21 protein-coding genes and 1 tRNA gene are annotated in these 20,736 nt (G+C 68.1%); 12 read left to right on the top strand and 10 right to left on the bottom strand.

Translation table 11 applies throughout. From position 1 onward, the window contains the following. The first annotated feature begins 105 nt into the window (after window positions 1–105). Together ACFYRX_RS15015 and ACFYRX_RS15010 are read left to right on the top strand one after the other, a co-directional pair. On the top strand, window positions 106–633 hold the full coding sequence (locus ACFYRX_RS15015; protein WP_389099562.1) for a peptidylprolyl isomerase: 528 nt from the start codon (window positions 106–108) through the stop codon (window positions 631–633). A gap of 97 nt (window positions 634–730) precedes the next feature. Then, window positions 731–1,618, top strand: a complete 888-nt coding sequence (locus ACFYRX_RS15010) for a rhomboid family intramembrane serine protease (protein WP_389099560.1) — start codon at window positions 731–733, stop codon at window positions 1,616–1,618. Between the two features lie 235 nt (window positions 1,619–1,853). On the opposite strand, the gene crgA is transcribed toward ACFYRX_RS15010, so the two are convergent. Beyond that, window positions 1,854–2,108, bottom strand: coding sequence for a cell division protein CrgA (crgA, locus tag ACFYRX_RS15005; RefSeq protein WP_389099558.1), 255 nt, complete (start codon window positions 2,106–2,108; stop codon window positions 1,854–1,856). A gap of 141 nt (window positions 2,109–2,249) precedes the next feature. On the opposite strand from crgA, the gene ACFYRX_RS15000 reads away from it, so the two are divergent. From ACFYRX_RS15000 to ACFYRX_RS14975, 6 genes are read left to right on the top strand one after another with little or no spacing between them, the layout of a single operon-like run. Next, window positions 2,250–3,029 carry a DUF881 domain-containing protein gene (locus ACFYRX_RS15000; protein WP_389099556.1) on the top strand — a complete coding sequence of 260 codons (780 nt, stop codon included), beginning with the start codon at window positions 2,250–2,252 and terminating at the stop codon, window positions 3,027–3,029. A gap of 27 nt (window positions 3,030–3,056) precedes the next feature. Beyond that, window positions 3,057–3,749, top strand: coding sequence for a class E sortase (locus tag ACFYRX_RS14995; RefSeq protein WP_389099554.1), 693 nt, complete (start codon window positions 3,057–3,059; stop codon window positions 3,747–3,749). A 52-nt stretch (window positions 3,750–3,801) separates the two neighbouring features. Next, the gene (locus ACFYRX_RS14990) at window positions 3,802–3,963 is read left to right on the top strand and encodes a hypothetical protein (protein ID WP_389099552.1); all 162 of its coding nucleotides are present in this window, start codon (window positions 3,802–3,804) and stop codon (window positions 3,961–3,963) included. Then, a complete protein-coding gene (locus tag ACFYRX_RS14985) occupies window positions 3,960–4,598 on the top strand; it encodes an aminodeoxychorismate/anthranilate synthase component II (RefSeq protein WP_389099550.1) in 639 nt (212 codons plus the stop codon). Before ACFYRX_RS14990 ends, ACFYRX_RS14985 begins: the two co-directional genes overlap by 4 nt. Next, entirely contained in the window at window positions 4,595–5,824 is a 1,230-nt protein-coding gene (locus ACFYRX_RS14980) for a class E sortase (protein WP_389099548.1), read from the top strand. Before ACFYRX_RS14985 ends, ACFYRX_RS14980 begins: the two co-directional genes overlap by 4 nt. Before the next feature lie 13 nt (window positions 5,825–5,837). Then, window positions 5,838–6,593: a class E sortase gene (locus ACFYRX_RS14975; protein WP_389099547.1), complete on the top strand. Its 756-nt coding sequence runs from the start codon at window positions 5,838–5,840 to the stop codon at window positions 6,591–6,593. 59 nt (window positions 6,594–6,652) lie between these two features. On the opposite strand, the gene ACFYRX_RS14970 is transcribed toward ACFYRX_RS14975, so the two are convergent. The 7 genes from ACFYRX_RS14970 to ACFYRX_RS14940 form a co-directional block, all read right to left on the bottom strand. After that, complete coding sequence (locus tag ACFYRX_RS14970) at window positions 6,653–7,687, bottom strand: restriction endonuclease (protein ID WP_389099545.1); 1,035 nt, start codon at window positions 7,685–7,687, stop codon at window positions 6,653–6,655. 173 nt (window positions 7,688–7,860) lie between these two features. Next, window positions 7,861–9,882, bottom strand: a complete 2,022-nt coding sequence (pknB, locus tag ACFYRX_RS14965) for a Stk1 family PASTA domain-containing Ser/Thr kinase (RefSeq protein WP_389099543.1) — start codon at window positions 9,880–9,882, stop codon at window positions 7,861–7,863. A gap of 169 nt (window positions 9,883–10,051) precedes the next feature. Further along, the gene (locus tag ACFYRX_RS14960) at window positions 10,052–11,527 is read right to left on the bottom strand and encodes a peptidoglycan D,D-transpeptidase FtsI family protein (RefSeq protein ID WP_389099541.1); all 1,476 of its coding nucleotides are present in this window, start codon (window positions 11,525–11,527) and stop codon (window positions 10,052–10,054) included. Next, window positions 11,524–12,978, bottom strand: coding sequence for an FtsW/RodA/SpoVE family cell cycle protein (locus ACFYRX_RS14955; RefSeq protein ID WP_389099539.1), 1,455 nt, complete (start codon window positions 12,976–12,978; stop codon window positions 11,524–11,526). Before ACFYRX_RS14955 ends, ACFYRX_RS14960 begins: the two co-directional genes overlap by 4 nt. 27 nt (window positions 12,979–13,005) lie before the next feature. After that, window positions 13,006–14,571 carry a Stp1/IreP family PP2C-type Ser/Thr phosphatase gene (locus tag ACFYRX_RS14950; protein ID WP_389100006.1) on the bottom strand — a complete coding sequence of 522 codons (1,566 nt, stop codon included), beginning with the start codon at window positions 14,569–14,571 and terminating at the stop codon, window positions 13,006–13,008. Between the two features lie 98 nt (window positions 14,572–14,669). Further along, a complete protein-coding gene (locus ACFYRX_RS14945) occupies window positions 14,670–15,182 on the bottom strand; it encodes an FHA domain-containing protein (protein ID WP_389099537.1) in 513 nt (170 codons plus the stop codon). Window positions 15,183–15,192: 10 nt separating this feature from the next. Beyond that, window positions 15,193–16,059: an FhaA domain-containing protein gene (locus ACFYRX_RS14940; RefSeq protein WP_389099535.1), complete on the bottom strand. Its 867-nt coding sequence runs from the start codon at window positions 16,057–16,059 to the stop codon at window positions 15,193–15,195. 466 nt (window positions 16,060–16,525) lie between these two features. On the opposite strand from ACFYRX_RS14940, the gene ACFYRX_RS14935 reads away from it, so the two are divergent. Beyond that, window positions 16,526–16,609: transfer RNA gene (locus ACFYRX_RS14935), tRNA-Leu, on the top strand. A 313-nt stretch (window positions 16,610–16,922) separates the two neighbouring features. On the opposite strand, the gene ACFYRX_RS14930 is transcribed toward ACFYRX_RS14935, so the two are convergent. After that, window positions 16,923–17,846 carry a hypothetical protein gene (locus tag ACFYRX_RS14930; RefSeq protein WP_389099534.1) on the bottom strand — a complete coding sequence of 308 codons (924 nt, stop codon included), beginning with the start codon at window positions 17,844–17,846 and terminating at the stop codon, window positions 16,923–16,925. 124 nt (window positions 17,847–17,970) lie between these two features. Further along, window positions 17,971–18,381: a winged helix-turn-helix transcriptional regulator gene (locus tag ACFYRX_RS14925; protein ID WP_389099532.1), complete on the bottom strand. Its 411-nt coding sequence runs from the start codon at window positions 18,379–18,381 to the stop codon at window positions 17,971–17,973. 120 nt (window positions 18,382–18,501) lie between these two features. On the opposite strand from ACFYRX_RS14925, the gene ACFYRX_RS14920 reads away from it, so the two are divergent. The 3 genes from ACFYRX_RS14920 to ACFYRX_RS14910 are packed head-to-tail and all read left to right on the top strand — an operon-like array spanning window position 18,502 to window position 20,618. Next, window positions 18,502–19,215, top strand: a complete 714-nt coding sequence (locus tag ACFYRX_RS14920; RefSeq protein ID WP_389099530.1) for a DsbA family protein — start codon at window positions 18,502–18,504, stop codon at window positions 19,213–19,215. A gap of 56 nt (window positions 19,216–19,271) precedes the next feature. Further along, the gene (locus ACFYRX_RS14915) at window positions 19,272–19,916 is read left to right on the top strand and encodes an FMN-dependent NADH-azoreductase (RefSeq protein ID WP_389099528.1); all 645 of its coding nucleotides are present in this window, start codon (window positions 19,272–19,274) and stop codon (window positions 19,914–19,916) included. Between the two features lie 36 nt (window positions 19,917–19,952). Then, complete coding sequence (locus ACFYRX_RS14910) at window positions 19,953–20,618, top strand: NAD(P)-dependent oxidoreductase (RefSeq protein WP_389099526.1); 666 nt, start codon at window positions 19,953–19,955, stop codon at window positions 20,616–20,618. Window positions 20,619–20,736: the final 118 nt, after the last annotated feature.

Raw genomic sequence — 20,736 nt, 5'->3', positions numbered from 1 at the left:
CGACGACAATGCCACGGATCGCCGCCGGGCGCCCCTGCCCGGAGCCTCCTCGGCCGGATCCGTGCGAGGATCGGTGGGGCAAAAGAAGACAACGGAAGGCACATCGTGGCCGAGCAGCTTTACGCCACCCTGAAGACCAATCACGGCGACATCGAGGTCCGGCTCCTGCCGAACCACGCCCCGAAGACCGTCAGGAACTTCGTGGAACTCGCCCAGGGCGAGCGCGAGTGGACCCACCCCGGCACCGGCGAGAAGTCCACCAACAAGCTCTACGACGGCACGGTCTTCCACCGCGTCATCAGCGGCTTCATGATCCAGGGCGGCGACCCCCTGGGCACCGGCATCGGCGGCCCGGGCTACGAGTTCGAGGACGAGTTCCACCCCGACCTCGGCTTCAACAAGCCCTACCTGCTCGCCATGGCCAACGCCGGCCCGGGCACCAACGGCTCGCAGTTCTTCATCACCGTCTCCCCGACGGCCTGGCTGAACCGCAAGCACACCATCTTCGGCGAGGTCACGGACGCGGCCAGCCAGAAGGTCGTGGACACCATCGCCGGCGTCAAGACCAGCCGGCCCAACGACCGCCCGGTGAACGACGTCGTCATCGAGTCGGTCGTCGTCGAGACACGCTGAGGCCCCGCGGAAAACACCGCGAAGGGAACCGAACGCCCCGCTCAACCGTAAGGATGAGCGGGGCGGTGCATGTGCGTACGACGACCTAGGGGATGTCATGGAACAGGCGGCAGGCGGTTCACCCGAGGCCCGGGACCTGCCCGGCTGCTATCGGCACCCGGACCGTGAGACGGGCATCCGCTGCACCCGCTGCGAGCGCCCGATCTGCCCCGAGTGCATGGTCAGCGCCTCCGTCGGCTTCCAGTGCCCCGAGTGCGTGCGCGACGGAGGCGGCGCCGGACCCGCCCCGGCCGCGGCCCGGCCCCGCACCATCGCGGGCGGCACCGTCACGGCGGACCCCCGGCTGTTCACGAAGATCCTGATCGCGATCAACGTCGCCGTGTTCATCGCCATCCAGGCCAAGGCCTCCCTCGCCGCGGACCTCAGCCTCGTCGGCGCCTGGCCGCCGCCCCCCTTCACCGCCACCGAAGGCGTCGCGGACGGGCAGTACTACCGCCTGGTGACCTCGATGTTCGCGCACCAGGAGTACTGGCACATCGGCTTCAACATGCTGAGCCTGTGGTGGCTCGGCGGCCCCCTCGAAGCCGCCCTCGGCCGCACCCGCTACCTCGCGGTCTACTTCGTCTCCGGTCTCGCGGGCAGCGCCCTGGCCTACCTCCTCGCGTCCCCGAGCACGGCGACCCTCGGCGCCTCCGGTGCCATCTTCGGCCTCTTCGGCGCGACCGCGGTCCTGATGCGCCGGCTCAACTACGACCTGCGGCCGATCATCGCGCTGCTGGTGATCAACCTGATCTTCACCTTCAACCCGGCGTTCAACATCTCCTGGCAGGCCCACATCGGCGGCCTGGTCGCCGGCATCGTCACGGGGTACGGGATGGTCCACGCCCCGCGCGAGCGGCGGTCACTGGTGCAGTACGGCACCAGCGCGCTGGTCCTGCTGGTCGTCGTGGTCGTGACCCTGGTGAGGACCGCACAGCTGACCTGACCAGCACGTTGTCCACAGTGAGTGGCGAATCTTGTGCATAGAGTGCGGGAACAGCTGTGCCCCCTGTCCCCGACCCGTGTTTCTGCAGGTCAGGCAGGGGGCGAACAGGCTTGCGAGGGCGGTGCGATGGTCGTACCGGCGTCAACACCCCATGAGTTATCCACAGATCGTCGTCTTTTTTCCCCAGCGTGTGGACAGGGGCTGTGGATAACTCAGCGGATACCCGTGGGCAGAGCTATTTCCACTGGGTGGACACGGCGAATCCGGCGGCGATGAAGCCGAAGCCCACCACGATGTTCCAGTTGTCCAGAGCATCGATGGGCAGCGAACCGTCGGTCACATAGAAGACGACGATCCAGGCCAGCCCGATGAGGAACATGGCCAGCATCACAGGGGCGACCCAGGCGCGGCTGTTCAGCTTGATGACGGTCGTCTGCTTCGCCGCGGGCGGCGTGTAGTCGGCCTTCTTGCGGATACGTGACTTCGGCACGAGGGTCTCTCCTGTCGATGCGCTGCGTGGCCGCGCAGGTAACTGGGTCGGGCTCCGGGCAGCGTACAAGGGGACACTGAGCACTCCCCCGGGCGTCCGTTAGCGTAGTGCTTCCGCGGCGCCGAAGGAGATAAGGGTACGTTGAGCAATTCTGCCGACTCTCCCCAGTCCGGATCCAGTCCTGTCCGCAGGCGGGGTTTCCGGCCGGTCAGGGTGCTCACGGTGGGCGTCTTCGCTCTCGCGGGACTCATCTTCTTCACGAGTTTCAACACCGCCAAGGGCACCAACATCCGCACCGACGCGTCCTTGCTGAAGCTCTCGGACCTGATCCAGGAGCGCAGTCACAAGAACGGTGGGCTCGACGAGTCGAACGGTTCGCTGCGCCGGGACGTCGAGTCGCTCGCCGAGCGGGACGACGGCAGCACCAAGGCCGAGGACGAGAAGCTCGCCGCCCTGGAGGACAGGGCGGGCACCCAGAAGATCAAGGGTGACGCGGTCACGGTCACGCTCGACGACGCTCCGCCGAACGCGACCGCCAAGCTCCCCGGATATCCCGAGCCGCAGCCCGACTACCTGGTCATCCACCAGCAGGACCTGCAGGCCGTGGTCAACGCCCTGTGGAAGGGCGGCGCCAAGGGCATCAAGGTGATGGACCAGCGGCTGATCTCCACCAGTGCCGTGCGCTGCGTCGGCAACACGCTGATCCTCCAGGGCCGCGTCTACTCGCCGCCGTACAGGATTCAGGCGGTCGGGGCCCGGGGGAAGCTGAAGCAGGCGCTCGCGGACTCCAAGGCGATCCAGAACTACATGGTCTACGTCAATGTCTACGGCCTCGGCTGGAATGTCGTCGACGACGGCACGGTGACTCTTCCCGGCTACTCGGGCACAGTGGATCTGCAGTACGCCAAGCCCGTGGAGTGAGCACGGTGTGAGTCCCTGGAGTCGCCGGTGCGTGTCGTCGTCAGGACCGTCAGCGAGCTGTGCTTCACCGTCGGCGCCCTGATCGTGTTGTTCGTCGCCTATGTGCTGTTCTGGACCGGTGTGAAGGCCGACACCGTCATGAACGACCAGATCGACCAGTTACAGAACCAGTGGTCGCAGGGGAGCGTGCGGCAGCCGAAGGTGACCGCCGGTGCCACCGCCGCGTCCGCGGCTGAGCCGGCGCCGTACCGGAGCGGGAAGCCCTTCGCGATCATGTACATCCCGAGGCTTGGTTTCACGTGGAACAAGCCGGTTCTTGAGGGCACCGAGGTCGGCACCCTGAAGAAGGGGCTCGGCCACTACGCGAACACCGCGCAGCTCGGGCAGCAGGGCAACTTCTCGGTCGCCGGGCACCGGCGCACGTACGGCGATCCGTTCAAGGACTTCCCGAAGCTGCGGCGCGGTGACGCGGTGGTGCTGACCGACGGGACGACCTGGTTCACGTATCGGATCGACAAAGGGCCTTACAAAACAGTGCCCACCGACATTGAGGTGATCGATCCTGTGCCACGTAATTCCGGGTACACGCGGCCTGGCCGCTATCTCACGCTGACCACGTGCGATCCGGAGTGGGGACACAGTCACCGGCTGATCGTCTGGGCACATCTGGACTCCACACAGCCTGTGGAGGACGGCAAGCCTGTTGCCCTGCGCCGTTAGTCTGGTGCGGTACGGCGTGTGTCTGGTGCCGTGGTGCGACGGAAGGGACGGCATGTACGGCTGGATCTGGCGGCATCTGCCGGGGAACGCATGGGTGAAGGCGTTGCTCTCGCTCGTGCTGGCGATTGCTGTGGTCTACGTCCTCTTCCAGTATGTCTTCCCGTGGGCTGAACCACTGCTGCCCTTCAACGATGTGACGGTGGACAACCAGTGAGCGCGCGCATTCTTGTCGTCGACAACTACGACAGCTTCGTCTTCAACCTGGTCCAGTACCTGTACCAGCTGGGCGCCGAGTGCGAGGTGCTGCGCAACGACGAGGTGTCGACGGCGCACGCCCAGGACGGCTTCGACGGCGTGCTGCTGTCGCCGGGTCCGGGGACGCCGGAGGAGGCGGGCGTGTGCGTGGACATGGTCCGCCACTGCGCCTCGACCGGGGTGCCCGTCTTCGGTGTCTGCCTGGGTATGCAGTCGATGCAGGTGGCGTACGGCGGTGTCGTGGACCGCGCGCCGGAGCTGCTGCACGGCAAGACCTCCCTCGTGGAGCACGGGGGCAAGGGTGTCTTCGCCGGTCTGCCGACGCCGTTCACGGCGACCCGGTACCACTCCCTGGCCGCCGAGCCGGCGACGGTCCCGGCCGAGCTGGAGGTCACCGCGCGGACGCACGACGGGATCGTCATGGGGCTTCGGCACCGTGAACTCCCGGTCGAGGGTGTGCAGTTCCACCCGGAGTCGGTGCTGACGGAGCACGGGCACCTGATGCTGGCCAACTGGCTGGTGGAGTGCGGGGACCAGGGCGCGGTGGCGAGGTCGGCGGGGCTCGCCCCGGTGGTGGGCAGGGCCACGGCGTGACGGCTCTGCGCCCCGAGCGCGAGGACTTGCACGGCGACGCGTCGTACGAGTCCTACGGTGGCGATCCCTATGGCGGGGAGCCTTTGGGGGGTGGTTCCCACGCAGGGCGGGCCTACGCGGAGGAGCCTTACGCCGAGGGGGCCCCGGGTGGGGTGCCCTCGGGCGGAGTGTCCTCGGGCGGTAGGGCGTCTTCGCGTCGTGCGGCTTCCAGGGGCGCGGGTTCGGATGGTGCCGCTTCGGGTGGCGCGGCTTCGGGTGGCGCAACGTCCGGTCGGGCGCGGGCGCCGTATGTGCCGCTCGCCGATGACGAGACGGTGGCGCTGCGGATACCCGATCCGCCGCCTCCCTCCATATCCGCCCCTGGGGGCGCTTCCGTCACATCCGCCACTGGAACCCCACATGGTGGCCGTGCGGCCCGGAGAAAGGCCGCCAAGGGCCGTCACGGGCGTCATGGTGGCGCGGCCGTCCCCGAGTCGGAGACGGAGTCGCTGGAGTCGCCTGACGGGAAGCCGCTTTCCCGCGTCGAGGCCCGTAAGCAGGCCAAGGCCCGCAAACCCGGTCCGGCCGTCGTCGCGAGCCGGGCGATAGGTGAGGTGTTCATCACCACCGGCGTGCTGATGCTGCTGTTCGTCAGCTACCAGCTGTGGTGGACCAACGTCCGTGCGCACGCGGCGGCGGACAAGGAGGCGAGCAGCCTCCAGAACGACTGGGCGAGCGGCAAGGGCGCCCCGGGCACCTTCGAGCCGGGTCAGGGTTTCGCCCTCCTGCACATCCCCAAGCTGGATGTGGTCGTGCCGATCGCCGAGGGTGTCAGCAACAAGAAGGTGCTCGACAAGGGCATGGTGGGGCACTACAGCGAGGGTGCGCTGAAGACGGCGATGCCCGACGCCAAGACCGGCAACTTCGCTCTCGCGGGGCATCGCAACACGCATGGCGAGCCCTTCCGTTACATCAACAAGCTCAGCCCGGGTGACTCGATCGTCGTCGAGACGCAGGACGAGTACTTCGTCTACAAGATGACGTCGACGCTTCCGGTGACGGCTCCGAGCAACACGAGCGTGATCGCCCCGATCCCCAAGGGGTCCGGGTTCACCACGGCCGGGCGCTACATCACTCTCACCACGTGTACGCCGGAGTTCACCAGCAAGTACCGGTTGATCGTCTGGGGCAAGATGGTCGAGGAACGGCCGCGCAGCAAGGGCAAGCCGGATGAGCTCGTCCAGTAAGGGCAGATGACTAGTGGCACCGACCACCGACGGCACCGCAGAGCACACCGACACCCGGGGATCCGAAGAGCCCGCGCCGCGCCGCCGCGGCCCCGGGCGGATCGCCATGGCGGTGAGCGTCTTCGGCGAACTCCTCATCACGGCCGGCCTGGTACTCGGCCTGTTCGTCGTCTACTCGCTCTGGTGGACGAACGTCGTCGCCGACCGCGAGGCGGACAAACAGGCCGACAAGGTGCGCGACAGCTGGAACGAGCGGACCACCGGCGGTCCCGGAGCGCTGGACACCAAGAACGGGATCGGGTTCCTGCACGTTCCCGCGATGAAGAACGGCGAGGTGCTGGTCGAGAAGGGCACCTCGACGAAGATCCTCAACGACGGTGTCGCCGGCTACTACACGGATCCCGTGAAGGCCGTGCTCCCCACCACCGGCAAGACGGGCAACTTCTCCCTGGCCGCCCACCGTGACGGCCATGGCGCGAAGTTCCACAACATCGACAAGGTCAAGAAGGGCGACGCGGTCGTCTTCGAGACCAAGGACGAGTGGTACGTCTACAAGGTCTACGCCGTCCTGTCCGAGACCTCGAAGTACAACGTCAAGGTCCTCGGCCAGATCCCCAAGGAGTCCGGCAAGAAGAAGGCCGGCCACTACATCACCCTGACGACGTGCACGCCGGTGTACACCTCGCGGTACCGGTACGTGGTGTGGGGCGAGCTGGTCCGCACGGAGAAGGTGGACAGCGAGCGGACGTTGCCGAAGGAACTGACCTAGCATGGTGGAGGCCCGAAGCCGCAACTTTCTCTTGCGGCTTCGGGCCTCTTTCCTTGGGTTCAGCGCAGCGCCTTGAGCCGGGCTCCCGCGCTCCAGGTCTCCAGGTCGTCCCGGTTCACGGTGACGACCCCGCTCAGATCGGCGACGGTCTGCGCTTCGCTGCTGAAGTTGCAGGTGGCGACGAACAGGGCGATGTCGACACGGTCGATGGCCCGGGCCGCGCCGGCGAACTTCTGCATGTCGGCGCTGGGGACGGTCCAGCGGCCGGAGCGGTTCTTGCACTGCACGGCGACGGTTCGGCCGTCCGCGGTGCGAGCGGTGATGTCGATGCCCCGGTCGGTGTGGGCTTTGCGTACGACGACGTCCGTGCAGCCGTCACGGCGCAGGAGCTCGGCCACGTGATGCTCGAACGCCTGCCAGGTCATCGCTTTGAGGTTGTGCCGCACGCTGTCCGCGGGCGCTTCCCCTTCCAGGATGCTGAGGCGCTTGTGGTGCCAGCACAGCCTGCGTTCGACGTTCTCGATGTCCTGCCGGAGTTCGATGAGTTCACGGCGGTGTTCGCCGGAGGTGGCGATGAGGACGTTGAACATCGGGACGACGGTCTTGCCGAGGATGGCGGTGATGCGCTGGTCGATGCGGTCGTCAAGGGGGTCTTCGAGGGGGACGGCCTCCCTGTGGACGGAGTTGTCCACAGGCTGTGTGCGTGCCAGGTACTCCATGTCCAGGAGGTACACACGCACCTGACGTGCGACTTCGCTGTCGCGGAGGAGCATGGCGACGTTGAGGACGGCTCGGCGGGAGAAGAGAGCGAGGGATGCGGAGCGCGACTGGATCCCACTGAGCTCCTTAAAGGAACTCAGTTCTGAACCTGTCAAGACGTGGTACCCGTTGGCCTCCAGCTCGGCGCGGTGGTCGAGTACGAGGGAGCGAATGGCTGTGAGGCCGACCTCGAAGTACGCCGCCACCATCGCCGTGGTCACATGCATTCCGTCCGGCAGCAGTGACAGTGCCTTGACCCTGTCGAGTACGTCCGTTCGTTCCAGCACGCTGTGGCGCAGGGTCTTCGATTCCAGGAGTGCGGATTCGTTGATCATGTTCTGCCCTTTCACTCGTGTGGTCAGGGCAGAGCTGTGGAACCCTCCCCGTCCGATCAACGAGGCATCAGGTATGACGACACGATCGAATGACGCACATGCATGCGACAGCGGCCCCGGACCTCCGTAAGTAGCGAGGTCCGGGGCCGCTGTTCGTGGTGCGGGGAGGGGTGTCAGTCCTCCGTGCGGGCCGCCGTTCCGGTGCCGCCTCCGAAGAAGCCGCCGCCGTTGTTGCCACCGCCGTTGTTGTTGCCGTTGCCGACACTCACGCTGGCCAGGGTGATCTGGGTGTTGCCCGGGTCGTCGACCTCGTCACCCGCGTTCGGGCTCTGCTGGGCCACGAGCGCGGTATCGCTCTGATCGCTGCCGTTCGTGAACTGGATCTTGTTGAAGCCGGCGTTGTTGAGGATCTGCTTGGCCTGGCCCACCGTCTGGCCGACGACGTTCGGGACCTCGGTCTTGTCCGCCGCCCTGCCGATCTGGATGTTGACCGACGAGTTCTTGTCGGCCTGGTTGCCGGCCTGCGGCGAGGTCGAGATGACCTTGCCGATCTGGTTGGTGTCGTCGGTCTCCACTTCGGTGCAGTTGCCGACGAGGTCGTTCGCCTGCATCTGTGCCTTGGCGTCGTCGCAGGACTGGCCGGTGACGTCCGGGACCGTGGACTTCTCCTCGGCCTTGGCGATGGTGAGGGTGACGGTGGAACCCTTCTCCACCTCGGCGCCCAGTTTCGGGTCCTGATCCAGGACGGTGCCCGCCTTCTCGGTGGACTCCCGCTGCTTGGTCTTGACGACGAACTGGTACTTGTCGTCCGTCAGCGCCTGCGTGGCGTCGTCGATGTCCTGGCCGAGGACGCTGGGGACGGCGACCTTCGGGGCTCCGGTGGACACGACGATGTTGACGCTGGACTGCTTGTCGACCGTCTGGCCGCTCGCCGGGTCCGTGGAGCACACGTTGCCCTTGGCGGTGTTCTCGCAGGTCTTCTGGGTGACCTGGCCGAGTTTGAGGTCGCTGTTGGTGAGCAGTTTCGTGGCGTCGGCCTGCGACTGGTTGACGAGGTTCGGCACGGCGACCGTGTCGTTGTTCGCGCCGCCGTTGCCGCTGAAGATCCACTTGCCGATGAGGATCGCGCCGACGAGCACCAGGGCACCCGCGACCACGAGCAGGATCGTCGAGGTGTTGGACTTCTTCTGGCGGCGCCGGTCGGGGCGGTCGTCGTAGCCGAAGCCGCCGTCGTCCGGGCTCATGGGCGGCAGCATGGTGGTGGCGCCGCCGTCGGAGCGCAGGGCTGTTGTCGGCTGGTCGTCGGGGTAGCCGCCGTAGCCCACGGAGCCCATGGCGGCGGTGGCCGCGACGGGCTGGCCGTCGAGGCAGGCCTCGATGTCGGCGCGCATCTCGTCCGCCGACTGGTAGCGGTAGTTCGGGTCCTTGACCAGGGCCTTGAGGACGATGGCGTCCATCTCGGGCGTGATCTCGGGGTCGAAGACGCTCGGGGGCTGGGGTTCCTCCCGTACGTGCTGGTAGGCGACCGCGACCGGGGAGTCCCCGACGAAGGGCGGCCGTACCGTCAGCAGTTCGTAGAGGAGGCAGCCCGAGGAGTACAGGTCGGAACGGGCGTCGACCTGTTCGCCCTTCGCCTGCTCCGGGGAGAGGTACTGGGCGGTGCCGATGACCGCGGAGGTCTGTGTCATCGTCATGCCGGAGTCGCCCATGGCGCGGGCGATGCCGAAGTCCATGACCTTGACCTGGCCGTTGCGCGTCAGCATGACGTTCGCGGGCTTGATGTCGCGGTGGACGATGCCGGCCCGGTGCGAGTACTCCAGGGCCTGGAGGATGCCGATGGTCATCTCCAGCGTGCGCTCCGGCAGCAGCTTGCGGCCGCTGTGGAGGAGTTCACGCAGGGTGGAGCCGTCGACGTACTCCATGACGATGTACGGGATCGAGACCCCGTCGATGTAGTCCTCACCCGTGTCGTAGACCGCGACGATCGCGGGGTGGTTGAGCGAGGCGGCCGACTGGGCCTCCCGGCGGAACCGGGCCTGGAAGGACGGGTCGCGCGCGAGGTCCGCGCGGAGCGTCTTCACCGCAACGGTGCGGCCGAGGCGCGTGTCCATGGCGAGGTAGACCTCCGCCATGCCACCACGGCCGAGCACCTGGCCCAGCTCGTACCGGCCGCCGAGGCGACGCGGCTCTTCCATAGCTTCCTACCAGCCCTCTCCGTCGGTCCCGACCGGCACGTGTGTGCGGTCGGAGGCTGCCGTCCGGGCCTACCGTACCCGTCTGGCTTTGTGTGACCTGGCCAAGTGCGTCACCCGATACAGGACCGGTATCGCAACGTGCACCGATGCGAAGGGGACGTGAGCGGGGTCACTTCTGGGAGTTGATGACGGCCTCCATCACGTTCTTCGCGATGGGGGCCGCGAGGCCGCCGCCGGAGATGTTCTCGCGGGCCTCGGCATCGTCGTCCTGGATCACGACGGCGACCGCCACCGGCGAGCTGTCACCGACCTTGGCGTACGAGATGAACCAGGCGTAGGGGTTCTTGCTGTTGTTCTCGCCCTGCTGGGCGGTACCGGTCTTGCCGCCCACCGTGACGCCGCTGATCTGCGCCTTCTTGCCGGTGCCGTCCTTGACGACCGTTTCCATCATCGACTGGAGGATCTGGGCGTTCTCCGCGGACAGCGGCTCGCTCATCTTCTCCGGCTCGGTCTGCTCGAGGGGGTCGAGGTTGGGGGCCTGGAGGGAGTCGACCATGTACGGCTTCATCAGGGTGCCGTTGTTGGCGACCGCGGAGGCGACCATGGCCATCTGGAGCGGGGAAGCGGCGGTGTTGAACTGGCCGATCGAGGACAGTGCCACCTCGGAGGGCGCCATGTCCTTGGAGAAGACGGAGGCGCTGGAGCGCACCGGGGTGAACTGCTCCTCGTCGAAGCCGAACTTCTTGGCTTCTTCCAGCATCTTGTCGTTGCCCAGGTCGGAGCCGACCTTGCCGAAGACGGTGTTGCAGGAGACCTGGAGCGCGACCCGCAGGGTGGCGTTCTTGCAGGGGATGTTGCCCTCGTTGGGCAGTTGGGTCGTGGTGCCCGGCATGGTCCACGGCAGAGGCGACTTCGTGGGCGAGTCGGCGTCCTTGTACAGGCCGTTCTCCAGCGCGGCGGCCGCGGTGACGACCTTGAAGGTGGAGCCGGGGGGGTAGACCTCGCGCAGGGCCCGGTTGAGCATCGGGTCGGCGGGGTTGTTCTTCTTGTCGAGCTTCTTCCAGGCCTCCCCGTCGGCCTTGCTGCCGCCGGCGATCGTCGAGGGGTCGTACGAGGGGTAGGAGGCCAGCGCCAGGATCTTGCCGGTGGTGGGGTCCAGGGCGGCGACCGCGCCCTTGCCGCCCTGCTTCTTCAGACCGTCGTAGGCGGCCTTCTGGGCGGCGGCGTTGAGGGTGGTGACGACGTTCCCGCCCTCTTTCGGCTTGCCGGTGAGCATGTCGAGGGTGTTGCGGAAGAAGAGCCGGTCGTCGTTGCCGGTGAGGATGCCGTCCTCGATGGACTCCAGCTGGGTGGCGCCGTAGGACTGGGAGACGAAGCCCGTGACCGGCGCCCACATCGCGCCGTCCTGGTAGGTGCGCTTGTACTTGAAGTCGCCCGAGGTGGTCTCGGCGTGCCCGGTGATGGCCTTGCCGTCGACGATGATGTCGCCGCGTGGTGTGGCGTACCGGGCGATGAGGACGCGGCGGTTGTCGGGGTCCTCGCGGAGGGTGTCGGCCTTGACGTACTGGAGCCAGTTGTCGCGGATGAGCAGGGCGAGGACCAGGAGGCCGCAGAAGATCGCGATCCGGCGCAGGGGCTTGTTCATGACGGGCGGACCACCTGGGTCATCTCGGCGTCGGGGCTGGGGGCGGGGGCGGGCGCCGGGCGGCGGGCGGTGTCGCTGATTCTGATCAGGATGCCGATCAGGGCCCAGTTGGCGATGACGGAGGATCCGCCGTACGCCAGGAAGGGCATCGTCATGCCGGTCAGCGGGATGAGGCCCATCACGCCGCCGGCGACCACGAAGACCTGGAGGGCGAAGGCGCCGGAGAGGCCGATGGCGAGGAGTTTGCCGAAGGGGTCGCGGGCGGCGAGGGCGGTGCGTACGCCGCGTTCCACGATCAGGCCGTAGATCAGCAGGATCGCCATGAGGCCGGCGAGGCCCAGTTCCTCGCCGAAGGTGGCGAGGATGAAGTCGGAGTTGGCGGCGAAGCGGATCAGCTCGGAGTGGCCCTGTCCCCAGCCGGTGCCGAGGGTGCCGCCGGAGCCGAAGGCCCACAGGGCCTGCATGGCCTGCTCGGAGTGGAGGATGCCGTCGGTGCTGCCGTTGCGGCTGAGGGTGTACTCGCGCATCGGGTCGAGCCAGGCCTGGACACGGGTCTGGACGTGCGGTTCGAAGCTGGCCACGCCGACGGCGCCGGCCGCGGACATCAGCAGACCGAAGACGATCCAGCTGGTCCGCTCGGTGGCGACGTACAGCATGATGATGAACATTCCGAAGAACAGCAGCGACGTACCGAGGTCGGTCTCGAACACCAGGATGAGGATCGAGATCATCCATACGACGATGATCGGTCCGAGGTCGCGGCCGCGGGGCAGGTAGAGGCCCATGAAGCGGCGGCTGGCGAGGGCGAGTGCGTCGCGTTTGACCATCAGGTAGCCGGCGAAGAAGATCGCCAGGACGATCTTGGCGAACTCTCCGGGCTGGATGGTGAAGCTGCCGACCTGGATCCAGATCTTGGCGCCGTAGGTGATGTTGGCGCCGAGGCCCGGGACGAGCGGGAGCAGCAGCAGGACCAGCGCGCCGACCATGGAGATGTAGGTGTAGCGCTGGAGGACGCGGTGGTCCTTGAGGAAGATCAGTACGACGGAGAACAGGGCGATGCCGAGCGCCGTGTAGATCAGCTGGTTGGTGGCCTTGCCGCCGGCGACGCCGAGTCCCCGCAGCAGCGCGGACTGGTCCAGGCGCCAGATGGCGACGAGTCCGAGGCCGTTCAGCAGGGTGGCGAGCGGCAGCATCAGCGGGTCCGCGTACGGGGCGAACTTGCGGACGACGAGGTGGGCGACGCCGGCCAGCAGACCGAGGCCCAGGCCGTAGCTGAGCAGGCCCGAGGGCACCTCGTCGTGGAGGGCGAGGCCCACGTTGGCGTAGGCGAAGACCGGGATGAGGACGGCGAACACCAGGAGAGCCAGCTCGGTGTTGCGGCGGCTCGGTGCGCCGATCGCGCCGATCGTGGACGTGTGGTGCGTCGAGGTGTTCGAAGTACTGCTGCTCATCGTGTGACAGGGCCTCTCACGGCTGGCCTACTGCGTACCGCAGTTCCCGACGACCTGCTTCTCCTCGTCCGAGAGAGTGGGGCCGGGGGTGGGAGTGGGCGCGGTCGGGGATGCGGAAGCGTTCGGGGACGGGGAGGTCGTGCTCGTCGGGGTCGGTGTGGCCTTGGACGTCAGGGAGGACGGTGTGGTTCCCGTGGTGCCGCCGGCCTCGCCCTCGCCCGTCGTGGAGTTCTTCTTGCTCTCCGTGGCCTGCGCCGCGGCCTGCTTCTTGCACGCGGAGGCCTGCACGCCTAGTTCGGTGATCTTCTTCTGGGCCGGCTTCAGGCCGCCCTCGGCGATGGTGCCCTCGACCGACTTCTGCTGGTACGGCGGCAGGTACTTGAGTTCGATCTCGGGGTGGTCCTTGGAGACCTTCGAGAGCGAGACCCAGGCCAGGTCCTGGCTGATGCCCCGGTACAGGGCGACGTGTTCGCCGTTGGTGCCGACGTAGTACTGCGTCTGCGTCCAGCGCCAGCCGCCGTACAGGCCGCCGCCGATGACGGCGAGCGCGAGGACCGAGTAGAAGGATCTCTTCAGCCACCTGCGGCCTTTGCGGGGCTTGACGAAGTCCTCGTCGGTGTAGTCGCCGTAGCTGCCCGCGGGGGCGTAGCCGGTGGTGTCGCCGGAGCCGGGCGGGCCGAACTCGCCGCCGCCCTGTCCGGGTACCTGCCTGCCGAGTCCGGAGGCGCGGCCCGCGGGTGTCTGCATGAGGCCGGGGTCGTGCAGGTGGTTCTGGTTCTCGGCGACCGCGCCGACCACGACCGGGGTGTCGGAGAGCTGCCCGGCGAGGGTGTCCCCGGTGTCCAGGTCGAGTACGTCGGCGATGATGACCGTGATGTTGTCGGGGCCGCCGCCGCGCAGGGCGAGCTGGATGAGCTCCTGCACGGTCTCCTGGGGGCCCTGGTAGCTGGCGAGGGTGTCCTCGAGGGTCTGGTGGGAGACCACGCCGGACAGGCCGTCGGAGCAGATCAGGTAGCGGTCGCCGGCGCGGACCTCGCGGATGGAGAGGTCGGGCTCGACGTGTTCGCCGCTGCCCAACGCCCGCATCAGCAGGGAGCGTTGGGGGTGGGTGGTGGCCTCTTCCTCGGTGATGCGGCCCTCGTCGACCAGGCGCTGCACCCAGGTGTGGTCCTGCGTGATCTGGGTGAGGACGCCGTCGCGCAGGAGGTAGGCGCGCGAGTCGCCGACGTGGACGAGACCGAGTCGCTGGCCGGTCCAGAGCAGGGCGGTGAGCGTGGTGCCCATGCCCTCCAGCTGGGGGTCGTCCTCGACCATGGAGCGCAGTTGGTCGTTGGCGCGCTGTACGGCCACGCCGAGCGAGGTGAGGACGTCGGAGCCGGGGACGTCGTCGTCGAGGGCGACGATGGTGGAGATGGCCTCGGAGGAGGCGACCTCGCCGGCGGCGGCGCCGCCCATGCCGTCGGCGATGGCGAGCAGGCGGGGTCCGGCGTATCCGGAGTCCTCGTTGCCCTCCCGGATCATGCCTTTGTGCGATCCGGCGGCGAAGCGCAGTGACAGACTCATGCGCACCTCGCCTGTCGGCTCCGGGTACATCCGCACGGTGCCCACCCTCCGGTCGGGAGCGCGCCGGGGCCCGGGGTGGGGGCCCACGCCGCGTGCTCGCTCCGCTCGCGCCTATTCATGATGTAGCACTACTTCCGCAGCTCGATGACGGTCTTGCCGATGCGGATCGGCGCGCCCAGCGGAATCGGTGTGGGAGTCGTCAGCCGCGATCGGTCGAGATACGTGCCGTTGGTCGAGCCCAGGTCCTCGACGATCCACTGGCCGTCGCGGTCCGGGTAGATCCTGGCATGGCGGCTGGAGGCGTAGTCGTCGTCCAGCACGATGGTGCTGTCGTGCGCCCGGCCCAGGCTGATGGTCTGGCCCTGGAGGGCGACCGTGGTGCCGGTGAGGGTGCCCTCGGACACGACCAGCTTGGTGGGTGCGTTACGGCGCTGGCGGCCGCCGGCCTGCTGGCGCTGCTGCGGAGGCGCCGCCTGCTGCCGGGCGGCCTGCTGGGGCCGTGCGGCTTCTCGCCTGGCGCCGCGCTGGGTGACGCGCGTACCGAAGAGGTCGCTGCGGATGACCTGCACGGCCACGATCACGAACAGCCACAGTACGGCCAGGAAACCCAGCCGCATGACCGTGAGGGTCAGCTCTGACATTGCCCCCGCTTCACCCTTCGGCTTGCCGGTAAATGATGGTGGTGCTGCCCACGACGATCCGCGAGCCGTCGCGGAGCGTAGCGCGGGTGGTGTGCTGCCCGTCCACCACGATGCCGTTGGTGGACCCGAGATCCTGGATCGTCGAGGGCGTTCCGGTCCGGATCTCACAGTGCCGGCGCGAGACGCCGGGGTCGTCGATCCGCACGTCGGCTTCGGTGCTGCGTCCCAGCACCAGCGTTGCGCGGGAGATCTGATGGCGGGCGCCGTTGATCTCGATCCAGTGGCGGGTGCGGGAGCCCGGAGCGGGCGCGCCGACCGGGCCGCCTGCCGGGCGTTGGGGCTGGGCCTGCTGCGGGTGGCCGTAGCCGCCGGGGGCGCCGCGGCCGGGCGGCGGGGCGGCCGGCATGGGCGGAGCGGCCGACGGCGGGTAGCCGTAACCGCCCGCTCCCTGCGCGCCGGGGCGGCCGGCCGGGGCCGCGGTTCCGGGGGCCTGCTGGTCGGTGGAGCCGGCGAGCGTACGACTGCGCACCCGGTACAGACCGGTGTCGAGGTCGTCCGCCTTCTCCAGGTTGACCTTGATCGGGCCCATGAAGGCGTATCGCTGCTGCTTGGCGTAGTCGCGCACCATGCCGGCGAGCTCGTCGCCGAGCTGGCCCGAGTAGGGGCTGAGCCGCTCGAAGTCCGGCGTGCTCAGCTCCACGATGAAGTCATTGGGTACGACCGTGCGGTCGCGGTTCCAGATGGTCGCGTTGTTGTCGCACTCCCGCTGGAGCGCTCCCGCGATCTCCACGGGCTGGACCTCGGACTTGAACACCTTGGCGAAGGTGCCGTTGACCAGACCTTCGAGACGCTGCTCGAACTTCTTCAGGACTCCCATGAGGCACCTCCTCCGTCCTTGCCGTCCTGGGTACTGCTCTGCGTGCTGCCTACCTGGTACTGCTTACTGATCGTATCCACGCGCCGGTGAATCGGCTGGTTCCCCTTGTCGGCACTGTCGACAGGTGTCGACGCCTCCGAGGTTCCCTGTGGAGCTCCACTTCGAACTCCGCTGTCGAACTCCTTTGTCAAGGATCGTAGAGGCGGCCGTGGACCAGTGTCCCGCACCTGACTGTGGACCCCGACCGGCTCCTGGGGAGACGGGGGTTACCGGTACGAGGTTGATACGTGAACCAGCACAGGTTGATACGTGGCCGGGGCGCCCCGGTTCGGGTGCCGTTTCCGAACCCGCTGGTGGGCGGCTGCCCCCTGATAAGGGATGTGAACCCACCCCTTGCTGCGTGCTAATGTTCTGCATGTCGGAGGGCGCCGCACCGCGAGGATCGGGGCCGGAGGACACACCCAATGCGCGGGTGGCGGAATAGGCAGACGCGCTGGATTCAGGTTCCAGTGCCCGAAAGGGCGTGGGGGTTCAACTCCCCCCTCGCGCACAGCGAAGAACCGACGGAACGGGTCTTCACCAGTGACGGAAGTCACCGGTGGGGGCCCGTTTCTCGTTGTCTGTCCGGACCTGGTCCGGACAGGGACGTGGCAGGGCCCCGGCGGTGAGGTATCTCACGGCCGGGGCCCTGCTATGTGAGCTGCTGGTTGTTCTCCGGGTGGTGCTGGGGTGACCTCGGCCGGTTCACGCGGCCGACGGCAGATGGCCGGTGGGTGTCCAGGTCCCGGGTTCCTTGGTCTTCCGCCTGTGGTGGGTGCGGCGCCGGGGGCGTTCGCCTCCGAGTGCGAGCGTCTCCAGCCATTTCATGATCTTGCGGCGGTTGGCGTGGGCGAGCTGGAAGGCCAGGAGGATGGTCTGGGCCGCGATGCCGCGATGCCGCGGATGCGGCGGGAGCCGGCGGCTTCGATGGCCTCGGCGAGGGGGTTCTTGGCGTAGCCGTTGTAGCCCTCGACGCTGTTGCGGAGCCGGAAGTAGATCTTCTGCCATTGCGGGCCGTCGTACTCCAGGGACTGCCACTGCTTGGCGCCGGCTTCCGGGCCGATGGTGATGGCGTGCTGGCGGCAGACCTTGACCGGGCCGCGTCCCATGGTGTGGGGCTTGAGGGAACACTGGGCCTTGCCTGCTTCGGCGGGGCACATCATCCGCTGGTAGCCGTCGGCGTCAGCGTTCTGCTTCGGCATGAGGCGGTAGCCGCGGCGGGCGGCGATCAGCCGGATCCACGTCTCCCGGTCGATGCGCTCGGCGTGCAGGTCGATGGTGGCGTTGATGAGGGGCTTCGGCATGGACGGGCAGTACCAGCGGCCCTCGACGAGGATCGCGCCCTGCGTTCCGTTCTGCTCGCCGAGCTGGTCCGCCCGGTAGTCATATACGGGCTTGTAGCCCATGGCCCGGATGGGAAGCTGCCACTCTGCGGGCTCGGAGTTGTTGTAGGCGCGGTCGCCCGCAAGGTAGCCGGGTTTGTAGCCCCGTTCCTGGAGTCGGTCGAGGACTGCAAGGCCGTTGTACGCCGGGCGCTGGCCGGGCTTGTCGAGGGTGACGCCGAGGACGACGACGGGCAGGACGTCGGGGTTCGGGGTGCCGTCGTCGAGGAGTACGGCGTCGTGTTCGGTGTCACGGGTCACGATGAGGTGGGCGTCGTAGCCGTAGAGGTACTTCTTCTTGCCCAGAGGCGTCTTGGCTTTGCCCTTCCTGGCGGGCGGCGGAGGCGGGCGCATGGCGTCGGACACCGGGACGTCCGGGTCGCGGTGGTCGCCTTCGCGTACGTACCAGTCGGCGTCCGGGTCGGTGGCGAGCTCGGGTCCGTTGGTGCGACGGCCGCGGGAGAACGTGCGGACGGGGCTGATCCTGCGGTCAGGACCGGGCTGCTGGTGCCGCGGCGCGGGCCCGGTGCGCGCGGATCTCGTCGTGGTGGTCGGTGGCCCAGCCGATCAGGGAGGTCACGATCTCGTGGAGGCCGCGCCCCAGCGGGGTGAGGGCGTACTCGACGCGTGGTGGGACCTCCGCGTATGCGGTGCGGGTGATCAGACCGTCCTCGTGGAGCTGGCGGAGCGTGAGGGTGAGCATCCGCTGGGAGATTCCGGGGACCTGGCGCTGCAGGTCGGTGTAGCGCAGCGGGCCAGCCTCCACGACCGCGATGAGCAGCAGGCTCCACTTGTCGCCGACGCGGTCGAGGACCTGCCGGATGAACTCCATGTGCTCGGCGGGGATGTGGGCACAGGGCCCCGCCGCCGCCGCGCCGCCCGAACCTCCGGTGACCTCCATGACGCACATTCCTCTCCGGCACGAACACCGATGTGCCTTTTGTATCGACCTCCATACTGGCCCATCATGGCGCTACGAACAAAACGTAGGAATCAAGCGCAGGCACGGGAGGCGCGCGTCATGAAGATCGAGATCTGGGCCGAGGTCACCTGCCCCTGGTGCGGACTGGGCAGCCACCGTGTGGACCGGGCTGTGGAGCGGTTCGAGCACGGCGAGGAGGTGGAGGTCGTCCACCACTCGTTCCCGCTGGGCAGTTCCTTCCCCGTGGGGGAGACGTTCAGCGTCCGTGACGCGCTGTTGCGCCGGCACGGCATGGGCGACTCGCAGGCCGAGGCGTCCACGCGTCGGATCGAGGCGCTGGCCGAGGCCGAGGGGCTGACCCCCTACCGGGTGCTGGACAACCTGGTCGGCAACACCGACCTGGCCCACGAGTTCCTCGCCCACGCCTCCGCCGAGGGCAGGAACCGCGAAGCCTGGGACGCGATCTTCCGCGCCTACTTCGGCCAGGCCCGCCCCGTCTTCAGCATGGACGACCTGCTCGACCTGGGCCAGGAGATCGCCCTGGACCGCGAGGGCACCCGCCGGGCGCTCACCGAGCACCGCTACCAGCGGCAGGTCCGCGACGATGCCGCCCGCGCCCAGCGCCTGGGCGCCACCGGCGCGCCCTTCATCGTCGTCGACGGCAGGTACGGCATCCCCGGCGCGCAGGACAGCGACGGTCTTCTCCACGTGTTGCGCACGGCCTGGGACGAGTCCCACCCGCTCACTCTGGCGACCGGCGGCGACGCTGCGGTCTGCGGCCCCGACGGCTGCGCCGTACCGGCCCGCAGTTGACCTCCACCATTCACCCAACGACACACCCTTGATCATTTCGAAAGGCTGACCTCTCCATGTCCTACCTGCTGCACATCGACGCCTCCTCGCTCGGCGAGGCCTCCGTCTCCCGTCAGGTCGCCGAGTCCTTCCGTGACGCGTGGAAGGGCGCGGTCGTCCACCGCGACCTGGCCGTCTCACCCGCACCGCACCTCAGTGCGGCGGGCATCACCGCCCGCACCACCGACCCCGCCGCCCGCACCCCCGAGCAGGCGAAGGCCGCCGCGGTCCAGGACGAGCTGATCGAGGAATTCCTCGGCGCCGACGCCTACCTGTTCACCGTGCCGCTGTACAACCTCACGATGCCGTCCGTGTTCAAGGCGTGGCTGGACCAGATCATTGTCGGCGGGCGCACCCTGAGCTTCGACGGACCCCCTCCCACCCTCGGCCGCCCCGCCACGGTGATCTCCGCACGCGGCGGCGGCTACGGCCCAGGCGCGCCCAAGCACGGCATGGACCACCTGGTGCCCACGCTGGAAACCGTCCTGGGCCACCCGGACAACCTCGGCCTCGACCTGACGACGGTCCTGCCGGAGCTGACCATGGCCCCGTACGTGCCGATGATGGCCCCGCTGCTGCCGGTGCACGAGGCGTCCATGACCAAGGCGCACGACGAGGCCCGCCGCCTGGGCTCTGTCCTGACCGGCCGACAGGCCGCCTGATCCAGCCTTGAACTGCCCGAAAGGCTTTTGAACACCATGAGCAACTTCCTGGTCCTCGGCGGCAGCGGCCGCACCGGCGCCCACGTCCTCAAGCAGGCCGCCGAGCGCGGCCACCGCGTCCGCGCCCTCGTCCGCAACCCCGACACGGTGCAGGCACCCGCCGGTGTCGAGCTGATCCAGGGCACCCCCGCGGACATCGACGACATCCGCAAGGCCGCCGAAGGCACCCAGGCGGTGATCAGCGCGCTGAACAACTCCCGCGCCTCCGACAACCCGTGGGCCAAGCCGGTCAGCCCGCCGATGTTCATGACCGACGCCACCCGCAACACGCTCACCGTCATGGGCGAACAGGGCATACACCGCATCGTGCTGACGTCCACGCAAGGCTCCGGCGACGACTGGGACCGGCTCAACCCGCTGGTCAAGGCGTTCATCAACCTGTCGAACATCAAGGCGGGCTTCGAGGACCACACCGGCGTCGACCAGGTCCTCCGCGCCTCGTCCGGCATCGACTGGACCCTGGCCCGCGCCGTCACCCTCACCGACAAGCCCCTCAGCGGCCCCGTACGGGCCGCCGAAGCCGGCACCGAAAAGCCCGGCGCACGGATCAACCGCGCCGACCTCGCCCAGTTCCTCGTCCAGACGATCGAGGACGACACCTGGATCCGCAAAGCCCCCCTCGTCTGGAACACACGAGGATGACCCACTCCATGATCCACACCCACCTCATGCACCACAGCTGTCCGACCTGAGGCGCGCCGTCCGTCGACGGCGACGCCGGACTGGAGTGACGTGACAACAACTGACGTACCAACCGCAC

The sequence above is a fragment of the Streptomyces sp. NPDC005374 genome (assembly GCF_042872225.1).
GTDB lineage: Bacteria > Actinomycetota > Actinomycetes > Streptomycetales > Streptomycetaceae > Streptomyces.
The sequence above is the reverse complement of the archived record's forward strand: the minus strand, read 5'-3'. Positions and strand labels throughout refer to the sequence as shown.

Coding starts and splice junctions, on each gene's coding strand:
- ACFYRX_RS15010 (WP_389099560.1), top strand. CDS start 731: ATGGAACAGGCGGCAGGCGGTTCACCCGAGGCCCGGGACCTGCCCGGC.
- ACFYRX_RS14990 (WP_389099552.1), top strand. CDS start 3,802: ATGTACGGCTGGATCTGGCGGCATCTGCCGGGGAACGCATGGGTGAAG.
- ACFYRX_RS14970 (WP_389099545.1), bottom strand. CDS start 7,687: ATGATCAACGAATCCGCACTCCTGGAATCGAAGACCCTGCGCCACAGC.
- pknB (WP_389099543.1), bottom strand. CDS start 9,882: ATGGAAGAGCCGCGTCGCCTCGGCGGCCGGTACGAGCTGGGCCAGGTG.
- ACFYRX_RS14960 (WP_389099541.1), bottom strand. CDS start 11,527: ATGAACAAGCCCCTGCGCCGGATCGCGATCTTCTGCGGCCTCCTGGTC.
- ACFYRX_RS14955 (WP_389099539.1), bottom strand. CDS start 12,978: ATGAGCAGCAGTACTTCGAACACCTCGACGCACCACACGTCCACGATC.
- ACFYRX_RS14950 (WP_389100006.1), bottom strand. CDS start 14,571: ATGTACCCGGAGCCGACAGGCGAGGTGCGCATGAGTCTGTCACTGCGC.
- ACFYRX_RS14945 (WP_389099537.1), bottom strand. CDS start 15,182: ATGTCAGAGCTGACCCTCACGGTCATGCGGCTGGGTTTCCTGGCCGTA.
- ACFYRX_RS14940 (WP_389099535.1), bottom strand. CDS start 16,059: ATGGGAGTCCTGAAGAAGTTCGAGCAGCGTCTCGAAGGTCTGGTCAAC.
- ACFYRX_RS14925 (WP_389099532.1), bottom strand. CDS start 18,381: ATGGAGGTCACCGGAGGTTCGGGCGGCGCGGCGGCGGCGGGGCCCTGT.
- ACFYRX_RS14920 (WP_389099530.1), top strand. CDS start 18,502: ATGAAGATCGAGATCTGGGCCGAGGTCACCTGCCCCTGGTGCGGACTG.
- ACFYRX_RS14915 (WP_389099528.1), top strand. CDS start 19,272: ATGTCCTACCTGCTGCACATCGACGCCTCCTCGCTCGGCGAGGCCTCC.
- ACFYRX_RS14910 (WP_389099526.1), top strand. CDS start 19,953: ATGAGCAACTTCCTGGTCCTCGGCGGCAGCGGCCGCACCGGCGCCCAC.